14 protein-coding genes are annotated in these 20,701 nt (G+C 67.8%); 7 read left to right on the top strand and 7 right to left on the bottom strand.

The genetic code is table 11. The annotated features are described in order from the left end of the window. Positions 1-11: 11 nt before the first annotated feature. The 4 genes from S2M10_RS09955 to trxA all read left to right on the top strand — a co-directional run bounded on the left by S2M10_RS09955 (position 12) and on the right by trxA (position 7,535). On the top strand, positions 12-710 hold the full coding sequence (locus tag S2M10_RS09955) for a nucleotidyltransferase family protein (protein WP_211090977.1): 699 nt from the start codon (positions 12-14) through the stop codon (positions 708-710). 74 nt (positions 711-784) lie between these two features. Beyond that, positions 785-3,724 (top strand): double-strand break repair protein AddB, encoded by a 2,940-nt coding sequence (addB, locus tag S2M10_RS09950; protein WP_168845911.1) that lies wholly within the window; start codon positions 785-787, stop codon positions 3,722-3,724. Positions 3,725-3,728: 4 nt separating this feature from the next. Continuing rightward, positions 3,729-7,130 carry a double-strand break repair helicase AddA gene (gene addA / locus S2M10_RS09945; protein WP_168845910.1) on the top strand — a complete coding sequence of 1,134 codons (3,402 nt, stop codon included), beginning with the start codon at positions 3,729-3,731 and terminating at the stop codon, positions 7,128-7,130. A gap of 84 nt (positions 7,131-7,214) precedes the next feature. Beyond that, positions 7,215-7,535 (top strand): thioredoxin TrxA, encoded by a 321-nt coding sequence (gene trxA, locus S2M10_RS09940; RefSeq protein ID WP_168845909.1) that lies wholly within the window; start codon positions 7,215-7,217, stop codon positions 7,533-7,535. Positions 7,536-7,586: 51 nt separating this feature from the next. On the opposite strand, the gene S2M10_RS09935 is transcribed toward trxA, so the two are convergent. Together S2M10_RS09935 and argJ are read right to left on the bottom strand one after the other, a co-directional pair. Then, a complete protein-coding gene (locus S2M10_RS09935; RefSeq protein ID WP_168845908.1) occupies positions 7,587-8,381 on the bottom strand; it encodes an inositol monophosphatase in 795 nt (264 codons plus the stop codon). Between the two features lie 5 nt (positions 8,382-8,386). Continuing rightward, complete coding sequence (argJ, locus tag S2M10_RS09930; protein ID WP_168845907.1) at positions 8,387-9,613, bottom strand: bifunctional glutamate N-acetyltransferase/amino-acid acetyltransferase ArgJ; 1,227 nt, start codon at positions 9,611-9,613, stop codon at positions 8,387-8,389. A 109-nt stretch (positions 9,614-9,722) separates the two neighbouring features. Here argJ and S2M10_RS09925 point away from each other — a divergent pair, with 109 nt between their 5' ends. The 3 genes from S2M10_RS09925 to secA all read left to right on the top strand — a co-directional run bounded on the left by S2M10_RS09925 (position 9,723) and on the right by secA (position 13,553). Then, complete coding sequence (locus S2M10_RS09925) at positions 9,723-10,256, top strand: energy transducer TonB (protein WP_348770569.1); 534 nt, start codon at positions 9,723-9,725, stop codon at positions 10,254-10,256. Positions 10,257-10,421: 165 nt separating this feature from the next. After that, complete coding sequence (locus S2M10_RS09920) at positions 10,422-10,682, top strand: hypothetical protein (RefSeq protein WP_168845906.1); 261 nt, start codon at positions 10,422-10,424, stop codon at positions 10,680-10,682. Between the two features lie 126 nt (positions 10,683-10,808). After that, positions 10,809-13,553, top strand: a complete 2,745-nt coding sequence (gene secA / locus S2M10_RS09915; RefSeq protein ID WP_168845905.1) for a preprotein translocase subunit SecA — start codon at positions 10,809-10,811, stop codon at positions 13,551-13,553. 98 nt (positions 13,554-13,651) lie between these two features. Here secA and S2M10_RS09910 read toward each other — a convergent pair whose 3' ends face one another. The 5 genes from S2M10_RS09910 to S2M10_RS23105 form a co-directional block, all read right to left on the bottom strand. Beyond that, complete coding sequence (locus S2M10_RS09910; RefSeq protein WP_168845904.1) at positions 13,652-14,251, bottom strand: hypothetical protein; 600 nt, start codon at positions 14,249-14,251, stop codon at positions 13,652-13,654. 132 nt (positions 14,252-14,383) lie between these two features. Then, entirely contained in the window at positions 14,384-14,899 is a 516-nt protein-coding gene (locus S2M10_RS09905; protein ID WP_168845903.1) for a phosphoribosyltransferase family protein, read from the bottom strand. Then, positions 14,899-15,915 carry an adenosine deaminase gene (locus tag S2M10_RS09900; RefSeq protein WP_168845902.1) on the bottom strand — a complete coding sequence of 339 codons (1,017 nt, stop codon included), beginning with the start codon at positions 15,913-15,915 and terminating at the stop codon, positions 14,899-14,901. Before S2M10_RS09900 ends, S2M10_RS09905 begins: the two co-directional genes overlap by 1 nt. 803 nt (positions 15,916-16,718) lie before the next feature. Beyond that, positions 16,719-17,777, bottom strand: coding sequence for a PD-(D/E)XK motif protein (locus tag S2M10_RS09895; protein ID WP_168845901.1), 1,059 nt, complete (start codon positions 17,775-17,777; stop codon positions 16,719-16,721). Further along, a complete protein-coding gene (locus tag S2M10_RS23105; protein WP_168845900.1) occupies positions 17,774-20,497 on the bottom strand; it encodes a Z1 domain-containing protein in 2,724 nt (907 codons plus the stop codon). The genes S2M10_RS09895 and S2M10_RS23105 overlap by 4 nt, the downstream gene beginning before the upstream one ends. Positions 20,498-20,701 lie beyond the last annotated feature (204 nt).

Raw genomic sequence — 20,701 nt, 5'->3', positions numbered from 1 at the left:
CCCGGACCGCGATGGTGATGGCCGCCGGTCTCGGCAAGCGGATGCGCCCGCTCACCGTCACCCGGCCCAAGCCGCTGATCGAAGTCGCGGGCAAGCCGCTGATCGACCATGTCTTCGATCGTCTGAGTGCGGCGGGCGTGGAGCGCGCGGTGGTCAATGTCCATTATCTCGCCGATCAGCTCGAGGCGCATCTGCGTGCGCGGGTGAAGGGCATGGAACTGCGGATCTCGGACGAGCGCGGGCAATTGCTGGAGACGGGCGGCGGCCTTGTCCAGGCGCGCGCGATGCTGGGCGACGAGCCTTTCCTGTGCGTCAACAGCGACAATCTGTGGGTGGACGGCCCCAGCGATGCGATCCGGCTGCTTGCCGCGCAGTGGGACGATGCGAAGATGGACGCGCTTCTGCTGCTCGTGCCGCTCGCGCGCGCGACCTGCCATCGCGGCCAGGGCGACTTCCGGCTCGACGCCTTTGGGCGGATCACCGAGCGGCGCAGGCCCGGCCGCCTCGCGCCATTCGTGTACACCGGCGTGCAGATCCTCTCGCCGCGGGTGATCCGCGACTGGCCGGAAGGGCCGTTCTCGACCAACCTGTTCTGGAACCGCGCGATGGAAGCCGGGCGCTTGTGGGGCGCGGTGCATCAGGGCCTGTGGTTCGATGTCGGCTCGCCCCGCGCGATCCGCGAGACCGAACTGGCGCTGGCGGAGCTCTGATCCGACCGCGCTGCTTGCGCGGAGCCGGGGACGGCCGCTAAGGTTCGCGCTCCGTTCCCGTTTCGCGGATCCGCATGTCGCACGCTCTGCATCTCTACACCATCCCGCCGCACCGCGCCTTCGCCGACGCGCTGGCGATCGGGCTGATCCGCCGCTTCGGCGGGGACCCGCTGCGGCTGGCGCGCGGCGTGGTGCTGCTGCCGAACAACCGCGCCAAGCGCGCCATGCAGGACGCGTTCGTCCGCGAAAGCGGCGGCGGGCTGCTGCTGCCCCGGCTGGTCGCGATCGGTGACCCCGAGCTCGACGAGGCGGTGTTCGAGACGGTGGACGATGCCGAGTCGGTGCCGCCCGCGATCGATCCGCTGCAGCGCCGTATGGTACTCGCCCGGCTGCTCCAGGGGCATGATGCGCGGCTCGACGCTGCGGAGGCCGTGCGGCTGGCCGGCGACCTGGGCACGACCCTGGACCAGCTGCTGGTCGAGGAAGTCTCGCCCCAGGGGCTGCGGGAGCTGGAGCTGGGCCCGGAGCTTTCTGCACATTGGGAACGCTCGCTGGCGCTGTTCGAGATCGTCCTCACGCGCTGGCCCGCCGAGCTGGCGGCGCTGGGGCGCGTGGACCTGCCTGAGCGGCGGCGACGCCTGCTGAACCGTGTCGCCGCGCGGTGGCAAGCGGCGGCGCCGGCGGGGTTCGTCTGCGCGGCGGGCATCACCACGGCGGCGCCGGCGATCGCACGGCTGCTCCGCGTCGTGGCTGGGCTGCCCGAAGGCATGGTGGTGCTGCCCGGGTTGGCGACCGCGATGGGCGAAGAGGAATGGGCGGCGCTGGGGCCGCACGCGCCCGATCCCATGACCGGCCGGCGGCGGCGCAACCTGGAGACGCACCCGCAGTTTCACCTGAAGCTGCTGCTCGAGCGCATGGGCGTGGCGCGCGGCGAATTTCAGCAGTGGCGCGTCGCCAGCGAGCTCGACGCGCCGCCCGCGCGCAGCAAGGCGATCGCCTCGGCGATGCAGCCGCCCGAGCTCACGCATCGCTGGACCGATCTTCCGGCCGGCGAGCGGCGGCTGGACGGGGTTCGCGCGCTGGAACTGGCGACGCCGGCAGAGGAAGCGCAGGCGATCGCGCTGGCGCTGCGCGAGGCGCTGGAGACGCCGGCGCGCACCGCCGCGCTGGTGACACCCGATCGCGCGCTCGCCCGCCGCGTGGCGGCGCATTGCGCGCGCTGGGGCATCGCGGTCGACGACTCGGCGGGGCAGCCGCTGTCGCTCACCCCGCCGGGGACGCTGCTGCTCGCGCTGGCGGACGGCGCGGCGCAGGCATTTGCGCCGATGCCGTTGCTGACGCTGCTCAAGCACCCGCTGGTGCAGCCGAACGAGCGTGCCGAGTGGCTGGACGGCACACGCGCGCTCGATCTGGCCCTGCGCGGGCCGAGGCCGGCGCCGGGATTGGCGGGCATCGATGCGCACCTCGCTGACCAGGCCGGGCGGGAAGGCGCGCTGCGGCGCACGGCTGCGGGCTGGTGGGAAACCGCCCGGCCGCTGCTCGCGCCGCTGGAGACAGTGTTCGCGGGCGGCGCGCAGCCGCTCGCCGGGCTGGTCGCCGCGCTTCGGGAGGCGGCGCAGGCCTTGGGCGGTGACATGCTGTGGAGCCGCGAAGACGGACGCGCCGCCGCGCTGCTACTCGACGATCTGGAGCGGGAGGCCGTACACGGCCCGGCGCTGGCCCAGCCGGACAGTCTCGCGCCTATGCTCCGCACGCTGATGGACGAAGTGGCGGTGCGACCCCCGCAGGGCGGGCATCCGCGCCTCGCGATCCTCGGCCTGATCGAGGCGCGGCTGCACAGCGCCGATCTGATGATCCTTGGCGGGTTGAACGAAGGCGTCTGGCCCGGCCTGCCCGCGCCCGATCCCTGGCTCGCGCCGCGCATCCGTGCAGAGCTGGGGCTGCCGGGGCTGGAGCGGCGGATCGGCGTTTCGGCGCATGATCTCGCCATCGGACTGGGCGCGCGCGCGGTGCTGCTCACCCGCGCCCGCCGTGACGCCAGCGCGCCGACCATCGCCTCGCGCTTCTGGCTGCGGCTGGAGGCGCTGTCGGGCGGGCTGGAGCGGGCGGACGACCTCGCCGGCTGGATGGCGGCAATCGACGCGCCCGGCATGTTCGCGCCGGTGGCCCGCCCCGAACCGGCGCCGCTGGCCAAGGATCGGCCGAAGGTCATCTCGGTTACCGAGGTCGATCGCCTCAAGGCCGACCCCTACGCCTTCTATGCACGGCGGATGCTGCGGCTGATGCCGCTCGACTCTGTCGATGCGGACCCGAGCGCCGCGTGGCGCGGCACGGCGGTGCATGACGTGCTGCAGAAATGGTTCGAGGAGGATGATTGTCGCCCCGACCTGCTCCGGGCCCGCGCCGAGGCGATGCTGGCAGACACGCGGACCCACCCGCTGATCCGCGCGCTGTGGCAGCCCCGGCTGATCGAGGCGATCGACTGGATCGCGGGCGAACTCGTCGAGCAGGGTGCGAAGGGCCGAAAGGTGCTGGCGGTGGAGCAGGAGGGGGCGATCGACTTCGCCGGGGTGACGCTGCGCGGGAAGTTCGACCGGGTCGATCGGCTGGAGGGCGGCGCGCTCGCAATCGTGGATTACAAGACGGGCCAGCCGCCCAGCACGCGCGCGGTGAAGGCAGGGTTCAGCCTGCAACTGGGCCTGCTTGGGCTGATCGCCGAGCGGGGTGGATTCAAGGGGATCGAAGGGGCCGCGCGCGCCTTCGAATATTGGTCGCTGGCGCGCAACCCGAAGAGCGGCGGGTTCGGTTATGTCGACTCGCCGGTCGATCCGAAGAAGCGCGAGCCCGTGCCGGCGGAGGATTTCGTGTCGATTGCAGCAGAGCATTTCGCCGTGGCGGCCGGCGAATGGCTGACCGGCGATCGTCCGTTCACCGCCAAGCTCGTGCCGGAATATGCGCCCTATGCAGAGTATGACCAGTTGATGCGACGTGACGAATGGTACGGGCGGGACTGAACGCATGAGCCGCGGCCCCGCCAAGCTCCACCCGCTGAAGGGCAATCAGAAGCGCGCGAGCGACCCCGGTCGGCACATCTGGCTGTCGGCCTCTGCCGGTACCGGCAAGACGCAGGTGCTGGCCGCCCGCGTGTGGCGGTTGCTGCTGGCGGGCACCGATCCGTCGGCGATCCTGTGCCTGACCTTCACCAAGGCCGGCGCGGCGGAGATGTCCGAGCGGATCACCGGTCGGCTGGCCTATTGGGTGCGCGCCAAGGACGAGGAACTGGCCGCCGATCTCGCGGCGCTGGGCGAGAGCATCGGCCCGGAGCGCCGGGCGACCGCGCGCACGCTGTTCGCCAAGGTGCTTGATGCGCCGGGCGGCGGCATCCGCATCCAGACGATCCACAGCTTCTGCCAGTCGCTGCTCGCCGCCTTTCCGATCGAGGCGGGGCTGGTCCCCGGCTTCCGCCCGCTGGAAGCGCGCGAGGAGGCGGTGCTGGCGCGCGAAACGCTCGCCGAAATGCTGGTCGACGCCCGCCGCGAAGGCCGGGAGGGTGTGATCGAAGCGATCGGCGCGCTCAGCCTGCGGCTCGGCGAAGGGGGTGCGGAAGGCTTTCTGCAGGAGTGTGCGCGGGCCGGCGAGGCGCTGGAAGGATTGCCCAGAAGCATCCAGCCCTGGCTCCGCCGCGCGTTCGACCTCCCGGCCGGCGACATTCGAGAATCGCTTGCAACAAGCTGTGGCGACAATGGTTTTGATGTGCGAACGCTACGCAATATTGGTTCGGCGAACGCCGCCTGGGGCACCGCGCGCGGGCTGGACCGGGCCGACATCATCGCCGCCTGGCTGGGCCGATCGCCCGAGGAGCGGGCGGCGACGCTGGACCAGCTCCACCTCGTCTGGGCCACCGCGAAGGGAGAACCGCGCAGCTTCGCCAAGGGGCAGGCGCCACAGGATCCTGACTATGCCGAAGCGGCGATGCGGCTCCACGGCCGCTGCGGCGAACTGCTCGCGATGCAGGTGCGCGCCGCCTATGTCGATCTGCTCGCGCGCGGACTGGAGGCGGGTCGCGACTATGCCCGTGCCTATGCCGCCGCCAAGCGGCGGCTGGGGGCGGTAGATTTCGACGATCTGATCGGCCGCACCATTGCCCTGCTCCGTCAGGAAGGGATGGGCGAATGGGTGCGCTACAAGCTCGATCAGGTAACCGAGCATGTGCTGATCGACGAAGCGCAGGACACCAATCCGAGCCAATGGGCGATCGTCTCGGCGATGGCCGACGAATTCTTCGCGGGCGAAGGCGCGCGCGGCGACCGGCTGCGCACGCTGTTCACCGTGGGCGACTACAAGCAGGCGATCTTCGGCTTCCAGGGCACCGATCCGATCTTCTTCCAGGCGGCGTTCGAGCGGTTCAAGCAGCTGGCGAACATCCAGAGCGACTATGAGGCGGAACTCCGCGAACTGGAGCAGTTGTCGCTCACCCACAGTTTCCGCTCGACCCGGCCGGTGCTCGAATTCGTCGATACCGCACTGGGCCTGTTGCCCGAGCCCGGCATGGGCCCGATGAGCGACCGCGAGCCGCATGCCAGCGAAGTGCCGGGTCCCGGCACGGTGACGCTCTGGCCGCCGGTGATCGAAGGCGGCAGCGATGCCGACGAAGAATCCTGGCTCGGCGACGCCACCCGCGAGTTGGCGGCGCGGATCGCGCGGGCGATCAAGGGCTGGATCGGCACGCTCCCGCTTGCCAGCAAGGGCCGAATGCTCGCGCCCGGCGACGTGATGGTGCTGGTCAAGCGCCGCGGCGAACTCGCCTCGCTGATCGTCGCGCGGCTCTATGCCGAGGGGGTACCGGTGGCGGGCGTCGACCGGCTGCGGCTCAACGCGCCGCTGGCGGTGCAGGATCTGCTGGCGGCGATCCGCTTCGCGCTCCAGCCCGAGGATGATCTGTCGCTGGCATCGCTGCTGGTCTCCCCGCTGATCGGCTGGAGCCAGGACGCGCTGATGGCGGGCGCGGTGCGCGAACGCGGCGGGCTGTGGCGGCACCTGCGCGAGACGCAGCCGGCCGAGAAGCTTGCGCCGCTATACGATCTGCTGCGCCGCGCAGATCTCGCCACGCCGTACCGCTTCCTCGAGGAACTCCTGTCCGGGCCGATGCAGGGGCGACGCAAGCTGCTCACCCGGCTGGGCGAGGAAGCGCGTGATCCGATCGAGGAACTGCTCAACGCCGCGCTGACCTTCGAGACGCGCGCGACGCCGTCGCTCCAGCGCTTCCTCGACTGGTTCGATCGCGGCGATGTCGAGATCGTCCGCGATGCCGCGCAGCCGCAGCCGGCGGTGCGGGTGATGACGGCGCACGGCTCCAAGGGCTTGCAGGCGCCGCTGGTGATCCTCGCCGACGCAACGGTGGATCCCACCCGCAGTCCGCGCAGCTTTCTCAAATGGGCGCCGGAGGGGGACGAGAAACTCCCCATCTTCCGCCCCCGCAGCGCCGAGCGCGACGGTGCGCTGGCGGAGGCGCTGGCCGAGGCCGATGCGCGCGAGCTGCAGGAGCATTGGCGGCTTTTCTATGTGGCAGCCACGCGGGCGGAGGAACGGCTGGTGATTGCCGGCGCGCTCGGCCCCCAGGCCAAGGGCGAACCGCCCAAGGCGAGCTGGTACGCGGCGAGTGCCGCTGCGCTCGATGCGCTGGGCGTGCCGGCGGACGAGGCGGGCGTCCGTGCTTTTCACGGCGTGGTGCCGCAGGCTCCGGTACGCGCGGTCTCCGCCTCGCCGGCGGAGCCGCCAGCCTCCCGACCCGTGCTGCCCGGCTGGCTTCATGCACCGGCGCCGCAGGAAGCGCGTCCGCCGCGGCCGCTGGCACCCTCCTCACTGGGCGACGACCGCGTCGCCGATCCGCCGCCCGGTCCGGCGCTGCGTGCCGCCGCAGAGCGCGGACGGCTGCTCCACGCGCTGTTCGAGCGCCTTCCCGGCGTCTCGCCGTCCGAGCGGCGCGGTGCAGCCGACCGTTGGCTGGCCGGGGCGGGCGGGCTTGTCGATGCGGGCGAGCGCGCGGCGCTGATCGACTCGGCGCTGGCGGTCACCGAGGATCCGCGCTTTGCCGAGCTGTTCGGTCCGGACGCGCTGGGGGAAGCGCCGATTGCAGCGGTGGTGGCCGAAGGGGTGGTGGTGTCGGGCACGGTCGACCGGCTGGTGGTGCTGCCGGACCGGGTGCGGGTGGTGGATTTCAAGACCGGTCGCCGGGCGCCGGCTTCGCTGGAGGACGTACCCCCCTATCATCTGCGGCAGATGTCCGCCTATGTCGCCGCGCTGCGGGTGATCTTTCCGGAGCGTGCGGTGGAGGCGGCGCTGCTGTATTCTGCCGGTCCGGTGCTCTACGCATTGCCGGAGGCGCTTCTTGCCGCGCACAAGCCGGGCTACGCGGGGTAGGAGCAAAGCTTGCGCCCATGCGCTTGAGCGATGACCCCGGTGATCATAGATAGCCGACCAACACGAAGTTCAGGAGATTTTGACATGGCCACTCTGGCGACCACCGACGCCACTTTCGAGACCGACGTGCTGCAGGCGGACAAGCCCGTCCTCGTCGATTTCTGGGCCGAGTGGTGCGGCCCGTGCCGCATGATCGCCCCGGCGCTGGAAGAAATCGCCGAGGAGATGGCGGGCCAGGTGCAGATCGTGAAGATCAACATCGACGACAATCCCGACGCGCCGACCAAATATGGCGTGCGCGGCATTCCGACGATGATCCTGTTCAAGAACGGCCAGCAGGCCGCGACCCAGGTCGGCGCGCTGCCCAAGAGCGCGATCAAGCAGTGGATCGAACGCGAGATGTGATCCCGCACCGCCTGCGCGCCCCCTCCCGCGCTTGGGAGGGGACTGCCAGGATCAATCGAACAGCAGCTCGGTCGCGCGCCTGCCAAGTTCGGGCGTAGCGGCCGCGACAATGCCGACGCCGTCGTCGCCGATGCGATAGGGGCTGGCGTCCCAGCGGGCGACATAGCCTCCCGCTTCGGTGAGGAACAGCACGCCCGGCGCATGATCCCATACCAAGGTCCGCCGGAAGACGGCGACGTCGTTCTGGCCCAGCACCAGCCGCGGATAATTCTCCGCGGCACAGCGCGGCAGCGGTACCAGCTCGAAGGGGCCGCCGAACCGCGCGGCGCGGGCAGCGTGCTCGTCCTCGGACTGGCCGACCTTGGAAACCGCGGCCAGCGGGCGCGGAGCACCGCTGGCGCGGGCGCGGATCGGCGCGTCGTCGAGGAACGCGCCGCCACCCAATATTGCGTGGCACATGCGCTTGGCCACCGGATCGTAGAGCCAGCCTGCCTGCGTGATGCCGTTCTCGACCAGCGCGATCATGATCCCGAAGGGCGGTTGCCCCGACGCGAAATTGGCGGTGCCGTCGATCGGATCGATGACCCAGGCCCTGGCGGCGGTGGCCTGCTCGATCAGCGCCGGATCGGCCGCGCAGGCCTCTTCGCCGACGATCACCGTGTCGCCGTCGATCGTCGCGAGCCCTTCGGTCAGCCGTTCCTCGGCCTCGCGATCGGCAATGGTCACCAGCTCGCCGGGGGTCTTTTCCAGCATCTCCTCGGCAGCGAGGTTGCGGAAACGCGGCATCACCACCGCCTCTGCTACGGTGCGCATCAGCGCGGAGACGGCTTCGTGGTGGCGGTGCATGGCGCTCAGCTCCGATAGTCGGCGTTGATGGAGATGTAACCATGGGTCAGGTCGCAGGTCCAAACCGTGGCGCGACCTTCGCCGAGGCCCAGGTCGACCCCGATCTCCACTTCCTGTCCCTTGAGGTGCGCGGCGACCGGCGCCTCGTCATAGCCCTCGACCGCCAGCCCCTCGCGCGCCACCTGGGTGGCACCGAAGCGGATGGCGAGCCGGTCGCGCTCGGCGGGCTCGCCGGCCTTGCCGACGGCCATCACGACCCGGCCCCAATTCGCATCCTCGCCCGCGATTGCCGTCTTCACCAGCGGCGAATTGGCGATCGACATGGCGATGCGGTGCGCGCTGCGGTCGCTCTCGGCGCCCTCGACGGTGATTTCGATCAGCTTCTGCGCGCCTTCGCCGTCGCGGACGACGAGCAGCGCGAGTTGACGGCACAGATCGGCAAGCGCAGCGCGGAACGCATCGGCGCCGGCATCGTCATCGCTGGTGAGCGGCGCGTTGCCGGCCTTGCCGGTGGCGAAGGCGAGGACGGTGTCGCTGGTCGAGGTGTCGCCATCGACCGTGATGCAGGAGAAGCTCGCGCCATTGGCATCGGCGAGCGCACGCTGGAGAAACACCGGGTCTGCCGCTGCATCCGTGAAGACGTAACCGAGCATCGTCGCCATGTCCGGCGCAATCATGCCGGAACCCTTGATGATGCCAGCCAGCGTCACCGTGCGGCCGTCGACGACGGCGGTGGTCACTGCGCCCTTGGTAAAGGTGTCGGTGGTCATGATCGTCGCGGCGGCGTCTTCCCAGCTGCACGGCTCGGCGGCATAGGCGGCGTCGAGCCCGGCCTCGGCCTTGTCGATCGGCAGCGGCACGCCGATCACGCCGGTTGACGAGACGAACACGTCCGAGGGATCGCAGCCGAGATGCTGCGCGGTGCGAGCGGCGATCGCCTCCACGGCGGCGCGGCCGCGATTGCCGGTGAAGGCGTTGGAATTGCCCGCATTCACCACCAGCGCGCGCGCCTTGCCGAGGACGAGCGCCTTGCGGCACCACTCCACCTCGGGCGAGGGGCATTTGCTGCTGGTCAGCACGCCGGCGACGCTGGTGCCTTCGTCGAGCGTGACGAAGGTGAGGTCGCAGCGATCCCAGTTCTTGTACCGCGCCCGCGCGATGCGCGGCGTGACGCCGGGGATCGCGGGCAGGGCGGGGAAGGGCAGCGCGAGCGGGGAGGTGCTGGTGGACATGGAACCGCCTGTGGTTAGGATGCGGCGCGTGCTTCGTGCATGGGGGGATAAAGATCAATGCTTTTGGTGCGCCTTGGTCGCCGGTGAGGAACGGGTTGAAGGCAGCGGCGTGAAGTTCGCCATTGTCGGAAACGGAGACGGGCTGCGGCGGCTCGTTCTTGCCGCCATCGGGTTGCTCATTCTCGCCCTCCTGGCCCTTGCCGGATATGGTGTCTGGCAAGCTGCCCCTCGCATCCCGAAGTGGGTCGACGGAGGCTGGAAGTCAGTAGCGCGACTTGATGAGAAAGGCGGTAGCTCCAAGCCCACTACTACGATCCTACCCCATGTGTCGGAGGTGCTTCCCGGCGGCCCCCGCGCGTTATACCCGAGGAACCCGCCGGGATCGTGGGTCACGAACGATGACTATCCCCTGGAAGCGCAGCGTGCGGGGGAGCAGGGCAGCGTTGCCTTCACGCTCTTTATCGATGAACAAGGAACGCCGAGACGCTGCCAGGTTACGGCTTCCAGCGGTTCTGCGCGGCTCGACCAAACGGCCTGTGGCCTGCTCATCGAGCGCGCGCGGTTCGTCCCGGCATTGGATGCCGATGGCCGGCCGGTAGCGGCTATCTACAGAAACCGCTTCAGGTGGGTTCTTTCGCAATGACGCGCGGTGGGGCCAAGTCGGAAAGTTGGCCTAATCTGACACCCGTGGCACTATGCCTCTCTACCGGGGCAGCTTTTGATTAGACGAACCGTGCGTCGATCCCTATGTGTCGTGCGTTGCCGCCCGTCGGTTGCGACATCACCACCGTGTACCACAGGGTTTCGCTTGGAACTGCTGCTGCTCCTCACTGCGCTTTTCGCGAGCCTGACCGGCGGGTTGGGCGAGCGTGGGCTGCGTCCGATCCCGGGCGTCGCCGTGGTGCGCGTGGCGGAAGCGGCCCAGGCGGCGACCGTCCCGTCGCGCCACATCGTGGCGGCTGCGGCGGCGCTCCCCGCGCTGGTGCGGGTCGTCACCATCCCGGTGTTCCATCTGGCCGCCACGCCGCGGCCTGCGCTTCGCCTCGCCTTCGAGCAGCGGCGCGAATAGCCTTTCCGGCCCGCGTGTTCGGGCCCTTCTTCCTTTCGTCGCCGCGCTTGCTCGCGGTGCACCCGTGATGGCTCCGCCTCGTCCGGCAGCCTTCGCGCACTCCCTACAAACAGGTCAGGAACTCGCATGTTCGGCGGTATTGCCAAGTCGCTTTTCGGTTCGTCCAACGATCGCTACGTCAAGTCGCTCAATCCGATTGTCCAGAAGATCGCCAGCTTCGAGCCGGCGCTCCAGGCGATGAGCGACGACACGCTGGCCCAGCAGACGATCAAGTTCCGCGAACAGCTGGCCAATGGCGCCAAGCTCGACGACCTGCTGCCGGAGGCCTTCGCCACGGTGCGCGAAGCCGCGCGCCGCGTGATCGGCCAGCGCCACTATGACGTGCAGATGGTCGGCGGCATCGTGCTCCATCGGGGCGAGATCGCCGAGATGCGCACCGGCGAGGGCAAGACGCTGGTCGCGACGCTCGCCACCTATCTGAACGCGCTGCCCGGCAACGGCGTCCACGTCATCACCGTCAACGACTATCTCGCCCGCCGCGACGCCGAGTGGATGGCGCAGGTCTATGGCTTCCTGGGTCTCACCACCGGCGTGATCGTCCCCAACCTGTCCGATCAGCAGCGCCGCGACGCCTATGGCTCGGATATCACCTACGGCACGAACAACGAGTTCGGCTTCGACTATCTGCGCGACAACATGAAATATGATCGCGCGAGCATGGTGCAGCGTCCGTTCGCCTATGCCATCGTCGACGAGGTGGACTCGATCCTGATCGACGAGGCGCGCACCCCGCTGATCATCTCCGGCCCGACCGATGACCGTTCGGAGCTCTATATGGGCGTAGACGTGGTGGTGAAGCAACTGAGCGCCGAGGACTATGAGAAGGACGAGAAGCAGCGCACCATCGTCCTCACCGAGGAAGGCACCGAGAAGGTCGAGCGGATGCTCGAGGAAGCAGGGCTGCTGGTCGGCGCCAACCTGTATGATTTCGAGAACACGCAGGTGGTGCACCATCTGAACCAGGCGCTCCGCGCGAACGTGATGTTCAAGCGCGATACCGATTACATCGTCAAGGACGGCAAGATCGTCATCATCGACGAGTTCACCGGCCGCATGATGGATGGCCGCCGCTGGTCGGACGGCCTGCATCAGGCGGTGGAAGCCAAGGAAGGCGTGAACATCGAGCCGGAGAACCAGACGCTCGCCTCGATCACCTTCCAGAACTATTTCCGCATGTACCCGAAGCTCGGCGGCATGACCGGCACGGCCTCGACCGAGGCGGCGGAATTCTTCGACATCTACAAGATGAACGTCGTCACCATTCCGACCAACCTGCCGGTGCAGCGGATCGACGAGGAAGACACTTTCTACAAGTCGACCGAGGACAAGTTCGCCGGCATCGCCAAGACGATCAAGGCGCATGCCGAGCGCGGCCAGCCGGTGCTGGTCGGCACCGTTTCGATCGAGAAGTCGGAGCTGCTTTCCGAATTCCTCCACCGCGAGGGCGTGAAGCACGAGGTGCTCAACGCGCGCTTCCACGAGAGTGAGGCGCATATCGTCGCGCAGGCGGGCCGTCTCGGCATGGTCACCGTATCGACCAACATGGCGGGCCGCGGCACCGACATTCAGCTGGGCGGCAATGTCGAGTTCCGCGTGGCCGACGAACTGCGCGACATGCCCGACGGCCCCGAGCGCGACGCCGCGATCGAGCGGATCAAGGCCGAGGTCGCCGAGGAGAAGGAAAAGGTGAAGGCTGCCGGCGGCCTGTTCGTGCTCGGCACCGAGCGCCACGAGAGCCGCCGCATCGACAACCAGCTGCGTGGTCGTTCGGGCCGCCAGGGCGACCCGGGCCTCAGCCGCTTCTATCTCAGCCTCGACGACGATCTGCTGCGCATCTTCGGCTCGAACACCTTGTTCTCGCGGATGATGCGCTCCAGCCTGGAGGACGGCGAGGCGATGCCGCCGTCGCGCTGGCTGAGCAAGGCGATCGAGACCGCGCAGCGCAAGGTCGAGGCGCGCAACTATGACGTGCGCAAGCAGGTCGTCGAATATGACGACGTGATGAACGACCAGCGCAAGGTCATCTACGAGCAGCGCGCCGACATCATGGATGCCGACACCGTCGGTCAGGTGGTCGAGGACATGCGCCACGAGACGGTGAACGCAATCGTCGGCGAGGCCTGCCCGCCGAACAGCTATCCCGAGCAGTGGAATATCGCCGGTCTCAAGGAGCGGCTCGCCGACACGCTCAATCTCGACCTGCCGGTCGACGAGTGGGTGAAGGATGAGGAAGCGATCGATCCGGAGATCCTGGAGGAGCGCGTTCGCACGGCCGCGGATGCCGCGATTGCCGAGAAGGCAGCGGATCTGGAGCCGGAGACCTGGACCTCAATCGAGAAGTCGATCCTGCTGCAAAATCTCGACCATCACTGGAAGGAGCATCTCGCGATGCTCGACGCGCTGCGCCAGGTCGTCCACCTGCGCGCCTATGCGCAGAAGACGCCGATCAACGAGTATAAGCACGAGGCGTTCTCGATGTTCCAGCGCATGCTCGACACGATCCGCGAGGACGTGACGCGCACCATGGCCTTCGCCCAGTTCCGCATGGCACCGCCCCCCGAGCTTCCCGAGCTGCCGGCGTTCCTGACCACCCATATCGATCCGCTGACCGGCATGGACAACACCAATGATTGGGACGGCGGTTCTGCGGGGCTGGTCACCACCCGCCTGCCACCGCTCGGCATCCCGCGGCCCGCGGGCGACGATTATGGCACCGATCCGTCGGAGTGGGTCGGGCTGGTCAGCCGCAACGCGCCGTGCCCGTGCGGTTCTGGGCTGAAGTACAAGCACTGCCACGGCCAGGTGGCGTAAGCACCTGCGTTCCCCTCCCGCTTGCGGGAGGGGAACATAAGAAAAGGGCGGCGCCGGGATCCCCGGCGCCGCCCTTTCTGTTTCCCCGCGATCCGCGATCAGCGGGTCTGCGGCATCTGGATCTTCGGACCCAGCCGTTCCTTCACCTCGCGCGCATCGAAGGCGCGGATGTTGTCGGCGGGCTTGGGGCCCTTGCCCATCACGATCTCGGCCATCGCCTCGTACCGGTCGACGGTGCGGATATCGACGTTGCGGTCGAAAAAGGGATCGCCCCAGAAGGGATCCCAGCTACGCCAGCCCCAGCGCGGGCTGTAATAGCGCCAATAGGGGTTCCAATAGCCCCAGGGGCCGCCGAAGCCCGCCCCGCCGATCCCCGGCGTCGCATAGGTCTGGGTCTTCTTCTCGGTATCGCGATCGGCGAGCAGGAAATAGTCATAGCCGCTCTGCAGCGTCAGCTCAGCCGCGCGGTAGAGCAGATAGCGCTCCACCGTCTCGCGCGAGGTCAGGCTGTTGCCCGAGAAGCTCACCCGGAAGCGATTTTCCTCAATCTGCTCGTCCGAATAGCCGTTGCGCACCGATCCGCTCGCCGAGGCGGGCTGATAGGGCGTTGCGGTCATGCACGAGGCGAGCGAGAGGCTGCCCGCGACCATCAGGCCGAGTGCTGCCAGCCGCCGGTCCTTCTGTGATGAAATTGGCATTGTTCCTCCGACACTTCCAAACAGTAAACGTCGCCACATGCCCCTCGAACGCGCGAGCCGGCGAAACTCTCCCGCGCGTTCACGCGATGAGGCGTGGCATGCAAGCGATTGACGGTTGCTGAACAGGGCCTGTCAAGCGATCCGATCAGGCACGTCTCGGGCGTCGGCTTCAAGGCTGGTCTGCGGCGCCATCGCCTCCCAGGGAAAGACGAACCAGTCCTTCTGCACCGCGCGATCGATGGTCTCTGCGCCATAGTCGACACGCTGCGACGAGCGGATATTGTCGAGCAGCACGGCAAAGCGGACCTGCCCGGCCACCGCGCCCTCGGCGGCGAGCGCGGCACGCAACTCGCCGATCGTCTTGCCGCTGTCGTTGATGTCCTCGATGAACAGCAGCCGCTCGCCGTCGCGGGTCCGCCGGGCGAGGACCGCAACGAGTTCCTCGGCGAACTGGGCGATACGGGTCGAATAATCGATCGACACGAGCGGCAGCCCGATCCGGTGCGAAAGATACACCGCCGGGGTGAGCCCGCCGCGTCCGACGCCGACGAGCAGGGTGGGGGACCAATCCGCCACCGCGCCCGCGATCGCATGGACCCCGCTGACGAGCTGATCGTGGGTGAAGAGCGTGAAGACGATTTCGCCCATCACGCCGCCTCCGCCATCCAGGCGTCGATCGCCGCGCAGTGCGCCGCCACCGCCTCGTCGGGCAGGAACGAGCCCAGGAAGCTGTTGCGGGCCAGCATGGCCAGCTGTTGCCTGCTGAGGCCTCGTCCGCGCGCCACCGCCCGGTAATTCTCGCCGACATACCCGCCGAAATAGGCAGGATCATCCGAGTTCACCGTGGCGCGGAGACCGAGTTCCAGCATGCGGTCGATCGGATGCGCGTCGATCGTCTCGACATTGCACAGCTTGACGTTGGACAGCGGGCACACGGTGAGCGTCATGCCCGTGCGCGCCAGCCGGGCGACCAGGGCCGGATCGTCGAGGCTGCGATTGCCATGATCGAGCCGGTCGACCTGAAGCAGGTCCAGCGCCTCGCGGACATAGTCGGCGGGGCCTTCCTCGCCGGCATGGGCGACGCGCTTCAGGCCCTTCTCCGCCGCTGCTGCGAACACGCGAGCAAATTTGGAGGGCGGGTGCCCCAGCTCGGACGAATCGAGCCCGACGCCGGCGATCCGGTCGAGCCACGGCTCGGCTGCCTCCAGGGTGCGGAAGGCATCCTCCTCGTCCAGGTGGCGCAGGAAGCAGAGGATCAGCTGTGAGGTGACGCCCAGTCGCGCCTCGGCATCCGCCATGCCCGCCAGCAGCCCCTCGATCACCGTGGCCATCGCGATGCCGCGCGCGGTGTGCGTCTGGGGATCGAAGAAGATCTCGGCGTGGCGCACGCCGTCGGTCGCGGCGCGTTCGAAATAGGCGATGGCCAGGTCGCGGAAATCGGCCTCGGTGCGCAGCACGTCGGCACCGGCATAATAGATGTCGAGAAAGTCCTGGAGGTTCGAGAATTGGTAGGCGGCGCGCACCGCTTCCACGCTGTCGAACGGGATCGCCACGCCGTTGCGGCGGGCGAATTCGAACATCTGCTCGGGCTCGAGGCTGCCTTCGATGTGCAGATGGAGTTCGGCCTTGGGCAGGCCGGCGATGAACGCGTCGAGATTTTCCATCGCCTCACCATCGCAGCGGCTCGGCTGAGTCGCAAGCGCAACGCCCAAGCGGTGCGTTGCGCTCGATGCACACGCCGTCGGCGCGATTCGCTGCGGCGCCCTGATTCGGACACGCGGCGGCCGAGGCGGTCGTTCACCAGCGGGCGACGTTATCGCTGTCGAGAATTTACAGAGAAGGAGGCGGCGGCACCGGCCACCGCGCGGTTGAAGGGGAAGATGTCTCGACCGGCAGAACCGGGATCACTTCGCCTTCGAACCGGCGGACGAGAGATGGCTCCCACGTTGGCTCACATCGCGAACTTCTTCAAGCATCCGACGCTCGAAGCGCGGAAAATTGTCACGCGTTATCGTGCCACGTTCGGGAACGCAGCATAGGTTCTCATAGCCCCGTAATTCAACGTTGCTCCATCGACAGAAGATCGCTGGTCATCGTCTACGGCGATGGCTGGCAATCCCCGATGCGCGGCGCTCGCACCGGGCCTCACAATCGATCGTGGCACGAGGTCCGGCGGTTCATCGTTCAAGAGAACGTGTAGCTCGGCTGGCTCTCGGTTCGATCCGATGCGATAATGGCTAAGGGACAAATGCGCTGCAATGGGTAGGGCATTTAAGTGCCGAAGCGGCACTGAAATGCCGCTTCGGCACGAACGATCTTCAGGGCAGGCGGGTCTGCGACCTGCGCTAATCAGCGGTGAATCGCATCTCGATCCGCATCATAGAGCGGATTCTTGGGCCCAATCGGCGGCTCCGCGCGCTTGAACGCGTCGGGCCCAGCACTCGACATTGGCTCGGCGGACGAGGCGTCAATCTATTACCATCGTTTCCAACTCGGCCTCCCAACTCGGCGCGGGGTTGAAGGCGGAGACCTGCTCGGGAATGTGCATCGTAAAGGAAAGCCCCTGCGCTTGGACGAATGTCTGGGCGAGGAGGTTCCGACTTAGCGTGAGCATCGCCGGGTCGTCGACGCGGTAGAGCCGCGGCAGGAAAGTGTGCGTGTAGCGCGTTCCGTAGGCGCTCCACTCCTGCATGGTACAATGGGAATATCCGCTGCTTGATACCGTGCCGTAGAGCGACACCCGTCGCAGGAACTCGTCAGCCAGTTCGGCGCCCATTTTTGGAGCGGAGAGCAGGTTGACGATAGTGCTTACGATCGCAGGAAGGTTCTCGCCGATCGAGTTTGATGCGGCGAGGCCGATGCTCATCAGGTGTAGGCTCTCGATCTCGCCTGACGGAAGCTGGGCCGGCTCAAGTTGGTGAAGACCGCTGAACTCGTGGATGGAGACGCTCGCTTGCGTCGTCTTCACCTCGATCGCGTGATTGCCGATGCGGAAGTCGCGGCCGCCCTCTCTCCACCCGTGCCAGTAGTCTAGGCAGCGCAGCATCTTCTCCGGCTCGCCGGCACGCGCAAGGAGGAGTTGGCGAAGGAGAGTCAGTTCGCCGATCAGTCCAATGATCACCTCTTCCGACAGCGCGCCGCGACGGATCGCCATCTCGATGATGGGCTCGACGTCCGTGAATGCCGGCTGGACTCCGGCTGGTCCACCGATGCCCGCCCGGAGCAGTTCGATTGCGATCAGAGCCGCGACCGACGCGAAATGGGGCGCCGCGGGCAGGACAATTCTGCTCGCCGAGAACGGGTCGCCACCCTCCTCGGGCCGCCAGTCGCCGTGCTGCACGTGGCGCCGGACGAGCGACGACGACGCCCTCAATTCGTCACCCCGGATGAAGATCTCGTAGTCGCCCGACGCGGTGCGGCCGATCGCCAGCGGCAGGCCTAACCACCGCAGGTTCCGGGTGTGACCTTCGGGAACGGCGAGTGCCTCGAGGTCGTTGCGAAGCGACTCGAAGTGGGTGTCGCTCATGTTCGGAGGGCCGCGATATGGTCGGGGCCGCCGTGCGGCAGGCCAAGGCCGATCGCCAACTGGTCGGTGGGAAGATCGGGCGCGTTGACCACGTGTAGGAGGGCGAGACCGGGATGGCCGCGGGGACGCCAGCTTGCGCCCCCCTGGATGCTCGGCACGGGCGCAGTACGGTGGAAGTAATAGTCAATCAGTTCGTCGCCGAAGTAGGTGCCACCGTATCCGCGGGTGCCCCAAAGGGTCTGCAGTGCGCGGCCGTTCGGTGTCCGTTCGCGCGTCACGGCCTTTATTCCTCTCACCGCCAAGCGGGCGTCACGTGCGATGTTCTGGCCATGCCTGAACGCGATGTAAAACATGGGCGTCGCCGAGCGAAGGGTGTCTGCGTAGTTCCATGGAACCTCCGGTCGGTCCGTCGGGTAGAATCCGGGCGCCGAGTGGTCACCTGTGAGGTGGGACCACAGCCTGAGGTAGGCCGCGATTGAATAAGGGCAGGACTGGGGCTCGGCCCCGTAATCCTGCGGATTCCGCATGGGCGGCGTGAAGAGTTGGTCGTCGATGCCGAGCAGCCGGGAGTAGTGATCCCACCGCTGGCTCAGTTCGTTGCCGAGGTCGGGATCGTGGCGGGTGAACCGCAGGTCGTTGAGCGTCGCGGCGATGCGTTGGAGGCTGACCGGCTCCGTTCTGATCAGACCTCGTTCCAGCCCGTTGTCGTCCCTGAGGGGCACCCATTCCCCATCGTCGAGCAATCGCGCGGCGACATCGATGTTGTGCCGTGCGAGGACGTCGTCCTCGGATTCGACGAGCCGGATGGAGGGCCTGGGCCCCGGCGACAGCGGAACCTTGCGCGCCTCGACCTTGCTCGTCGCGACGAATGAGGCGCCCTGGAGGACGAGCGCCGGCCCGATCGCCTCGCCACCACAGTCCATCGAGGCGATCACCTCCGACTTCAGCGCGTTGTCGTTCACGTGGTAGCGTCTGAACAGCTCAAGTTGGTCCTCGTAGGTGAAGACCCTGCAGAAGGGTAGGAAGCCACCCCGGTAGCCGAACCAGCGCTGCATTTGCATCTGCGTGTCAGCGGCTGGCTCGGCTGCGCCGCGGAGGAACAGGCTCGTCGTCAGGCCCTCCAGGGTAAGGCCGCGTGAGAGCACGTTCCCTGCCACGAATATCGACAGGCTGTCCGGGGGGATTCGGAAGTCTCCGTCCGCGCCATCCTCGACCTCGAAGCGCGGGCGGTCATCCGACGCCGGGTCGCTGTTGAGGACGCGTAGGCGGACGTTTGGGAAGACCCTCTCCAGCAGAGCGCTCCGAACCTCGGGCCACCTGGCCATCGGTATCGGGGTGTATGGGGCCTGTGGAAGGGTAGATAGGGCCATTCGGGAGGCCTCAAAGCGCGCGAGCCACGCCGACCATTCGGCCTCCTCGAGGCCGAGCCTGCGCGTCAGGCCTTCGGTCGAGATGTCGAGCCGTTCCGCCATCTCCTCGTTCGGTTCCACCGCGGCCTCGAACCCCGGCTCCGACATGGCCCAGCGGACCACGTCGATCGCCGTGTTGAAGTGGTCCTCCTTGCGCGCCGAGGGGTGGATCAGCATCGTGTGCGGACCTCGCGCGGCGGCGCGCGCGTCCTCGGCCGAGGTGTAGACGCGCCCGCGATCGAACGCAGATTCCCAGCCGGCCTCAAGGCTTCTGATCGCCGCCCCGACCATGTAGCAGCGGAGCGCGTCTGATAGCATCGACCAGCGTAGGCCTTCGCGCCGGTCTGCGAGTTCCGCGTCCGACTCGCCGGGGCGCGGATCGGGGAAGAGCGACGTGCGGCACAATGCGCCGTCGCCCGCCTTCCGCAGCCGCTCGTAGAACATCTCGCCGCCACAGTAGTAGGAGCGGATGCCCGCCGTCTCAGCATAGCCGAGCGAGCGCGGTCTCACCGACCCGACTGGTCCCGGCGTGCGGAGGGCGGCGTTGAAGTCCCGCGGGCTCAACGGGTTGTGCGTCGCCTGCAGGAAGTTGGCCTGCGGCGTCGCGGTGTAGGCCACGTAGCTCGCCAGAAGCGCCGGATGGCGCGTCGCGGCCACGTCGGGATCGCCACTCCACAGCGCCGTGATCAGCCGGGGCGTAAGCTTCTGCGAGCGGTCGCTGTCGAGCACGCTTGCGTCGTCCGCCTCGTCGTCCAGGATTAGGATGGTGTAGGGCTTCGTCCGGCCGTCGAGGAAATTGTCGGAGATGACCTCTCCGAGGAACCGCCTGAGCGTCAGGAGGTGATCGTCCTCCTTGGGGACGACGCAGATGATGGGCCGCCCGGCTTTCAGCGCCTGCCGCGCGAGCGGCCTCTGCAGGTATCGCGACGGATCGGCCCGCTGCTCGTGGAGGATGTCGGCGGGCTGCGGCAGGATCAGGCGCTCCGCGCGGCGACGGTATGCGTTGTCCGCGGTCGACCCATCGAGTTGGCCGAGCAGACGCTCGTATGTCTGGAGCCAAAGGCTCACGCGGGTGCCAGCCAGCAGGATCAACAGATCGACGCCTGCGTCGAGCGCCAATGCCGCAACGCCCAGCATGCTGGCCGTCTTGCCGGACTGGACGGAGCCGACGACCATCCCGGTCCGGACCCGGGACTCGGGCCAGGATGCCGGGTCGAACTCTTCGCCGCCTTTCGGCAGGGCACTCCTAACGATGTAGCGTGCGTCGTCCTCCAGCACCTCAAGCGCGGTCGGGGAGAGCCGTCCCTCCACGCTGGCACGGTATCGCGCCCACCAGGGCGCGCCCCCGATCGTTGTGCCTGATCTCTCGAAATCGGCCGAAGGCGCATTGAAGCGCCCCGGGTTTTCAGGAGGCAGTTTTCATTTGGCTATGCAGCCATATCGAGGTTCTCGAGGGCTGCATAGTAATTGTCTTCGGCCTCAGCGGGCGGGATGTGCCCGATAGGGCCGAAGAGC

The organism is Sphingomonas sp. S2M10 (assembly GCF_012650175.1).
GTDB lineage: Bacteria > Pseudomonadota > Alphaproteobacteria > Sphingomonadales > Sphingomonadaceae > Sphingomonas.
This window is presented reverse-complemented; position numbering and strand designations above follow the sequence as displayed.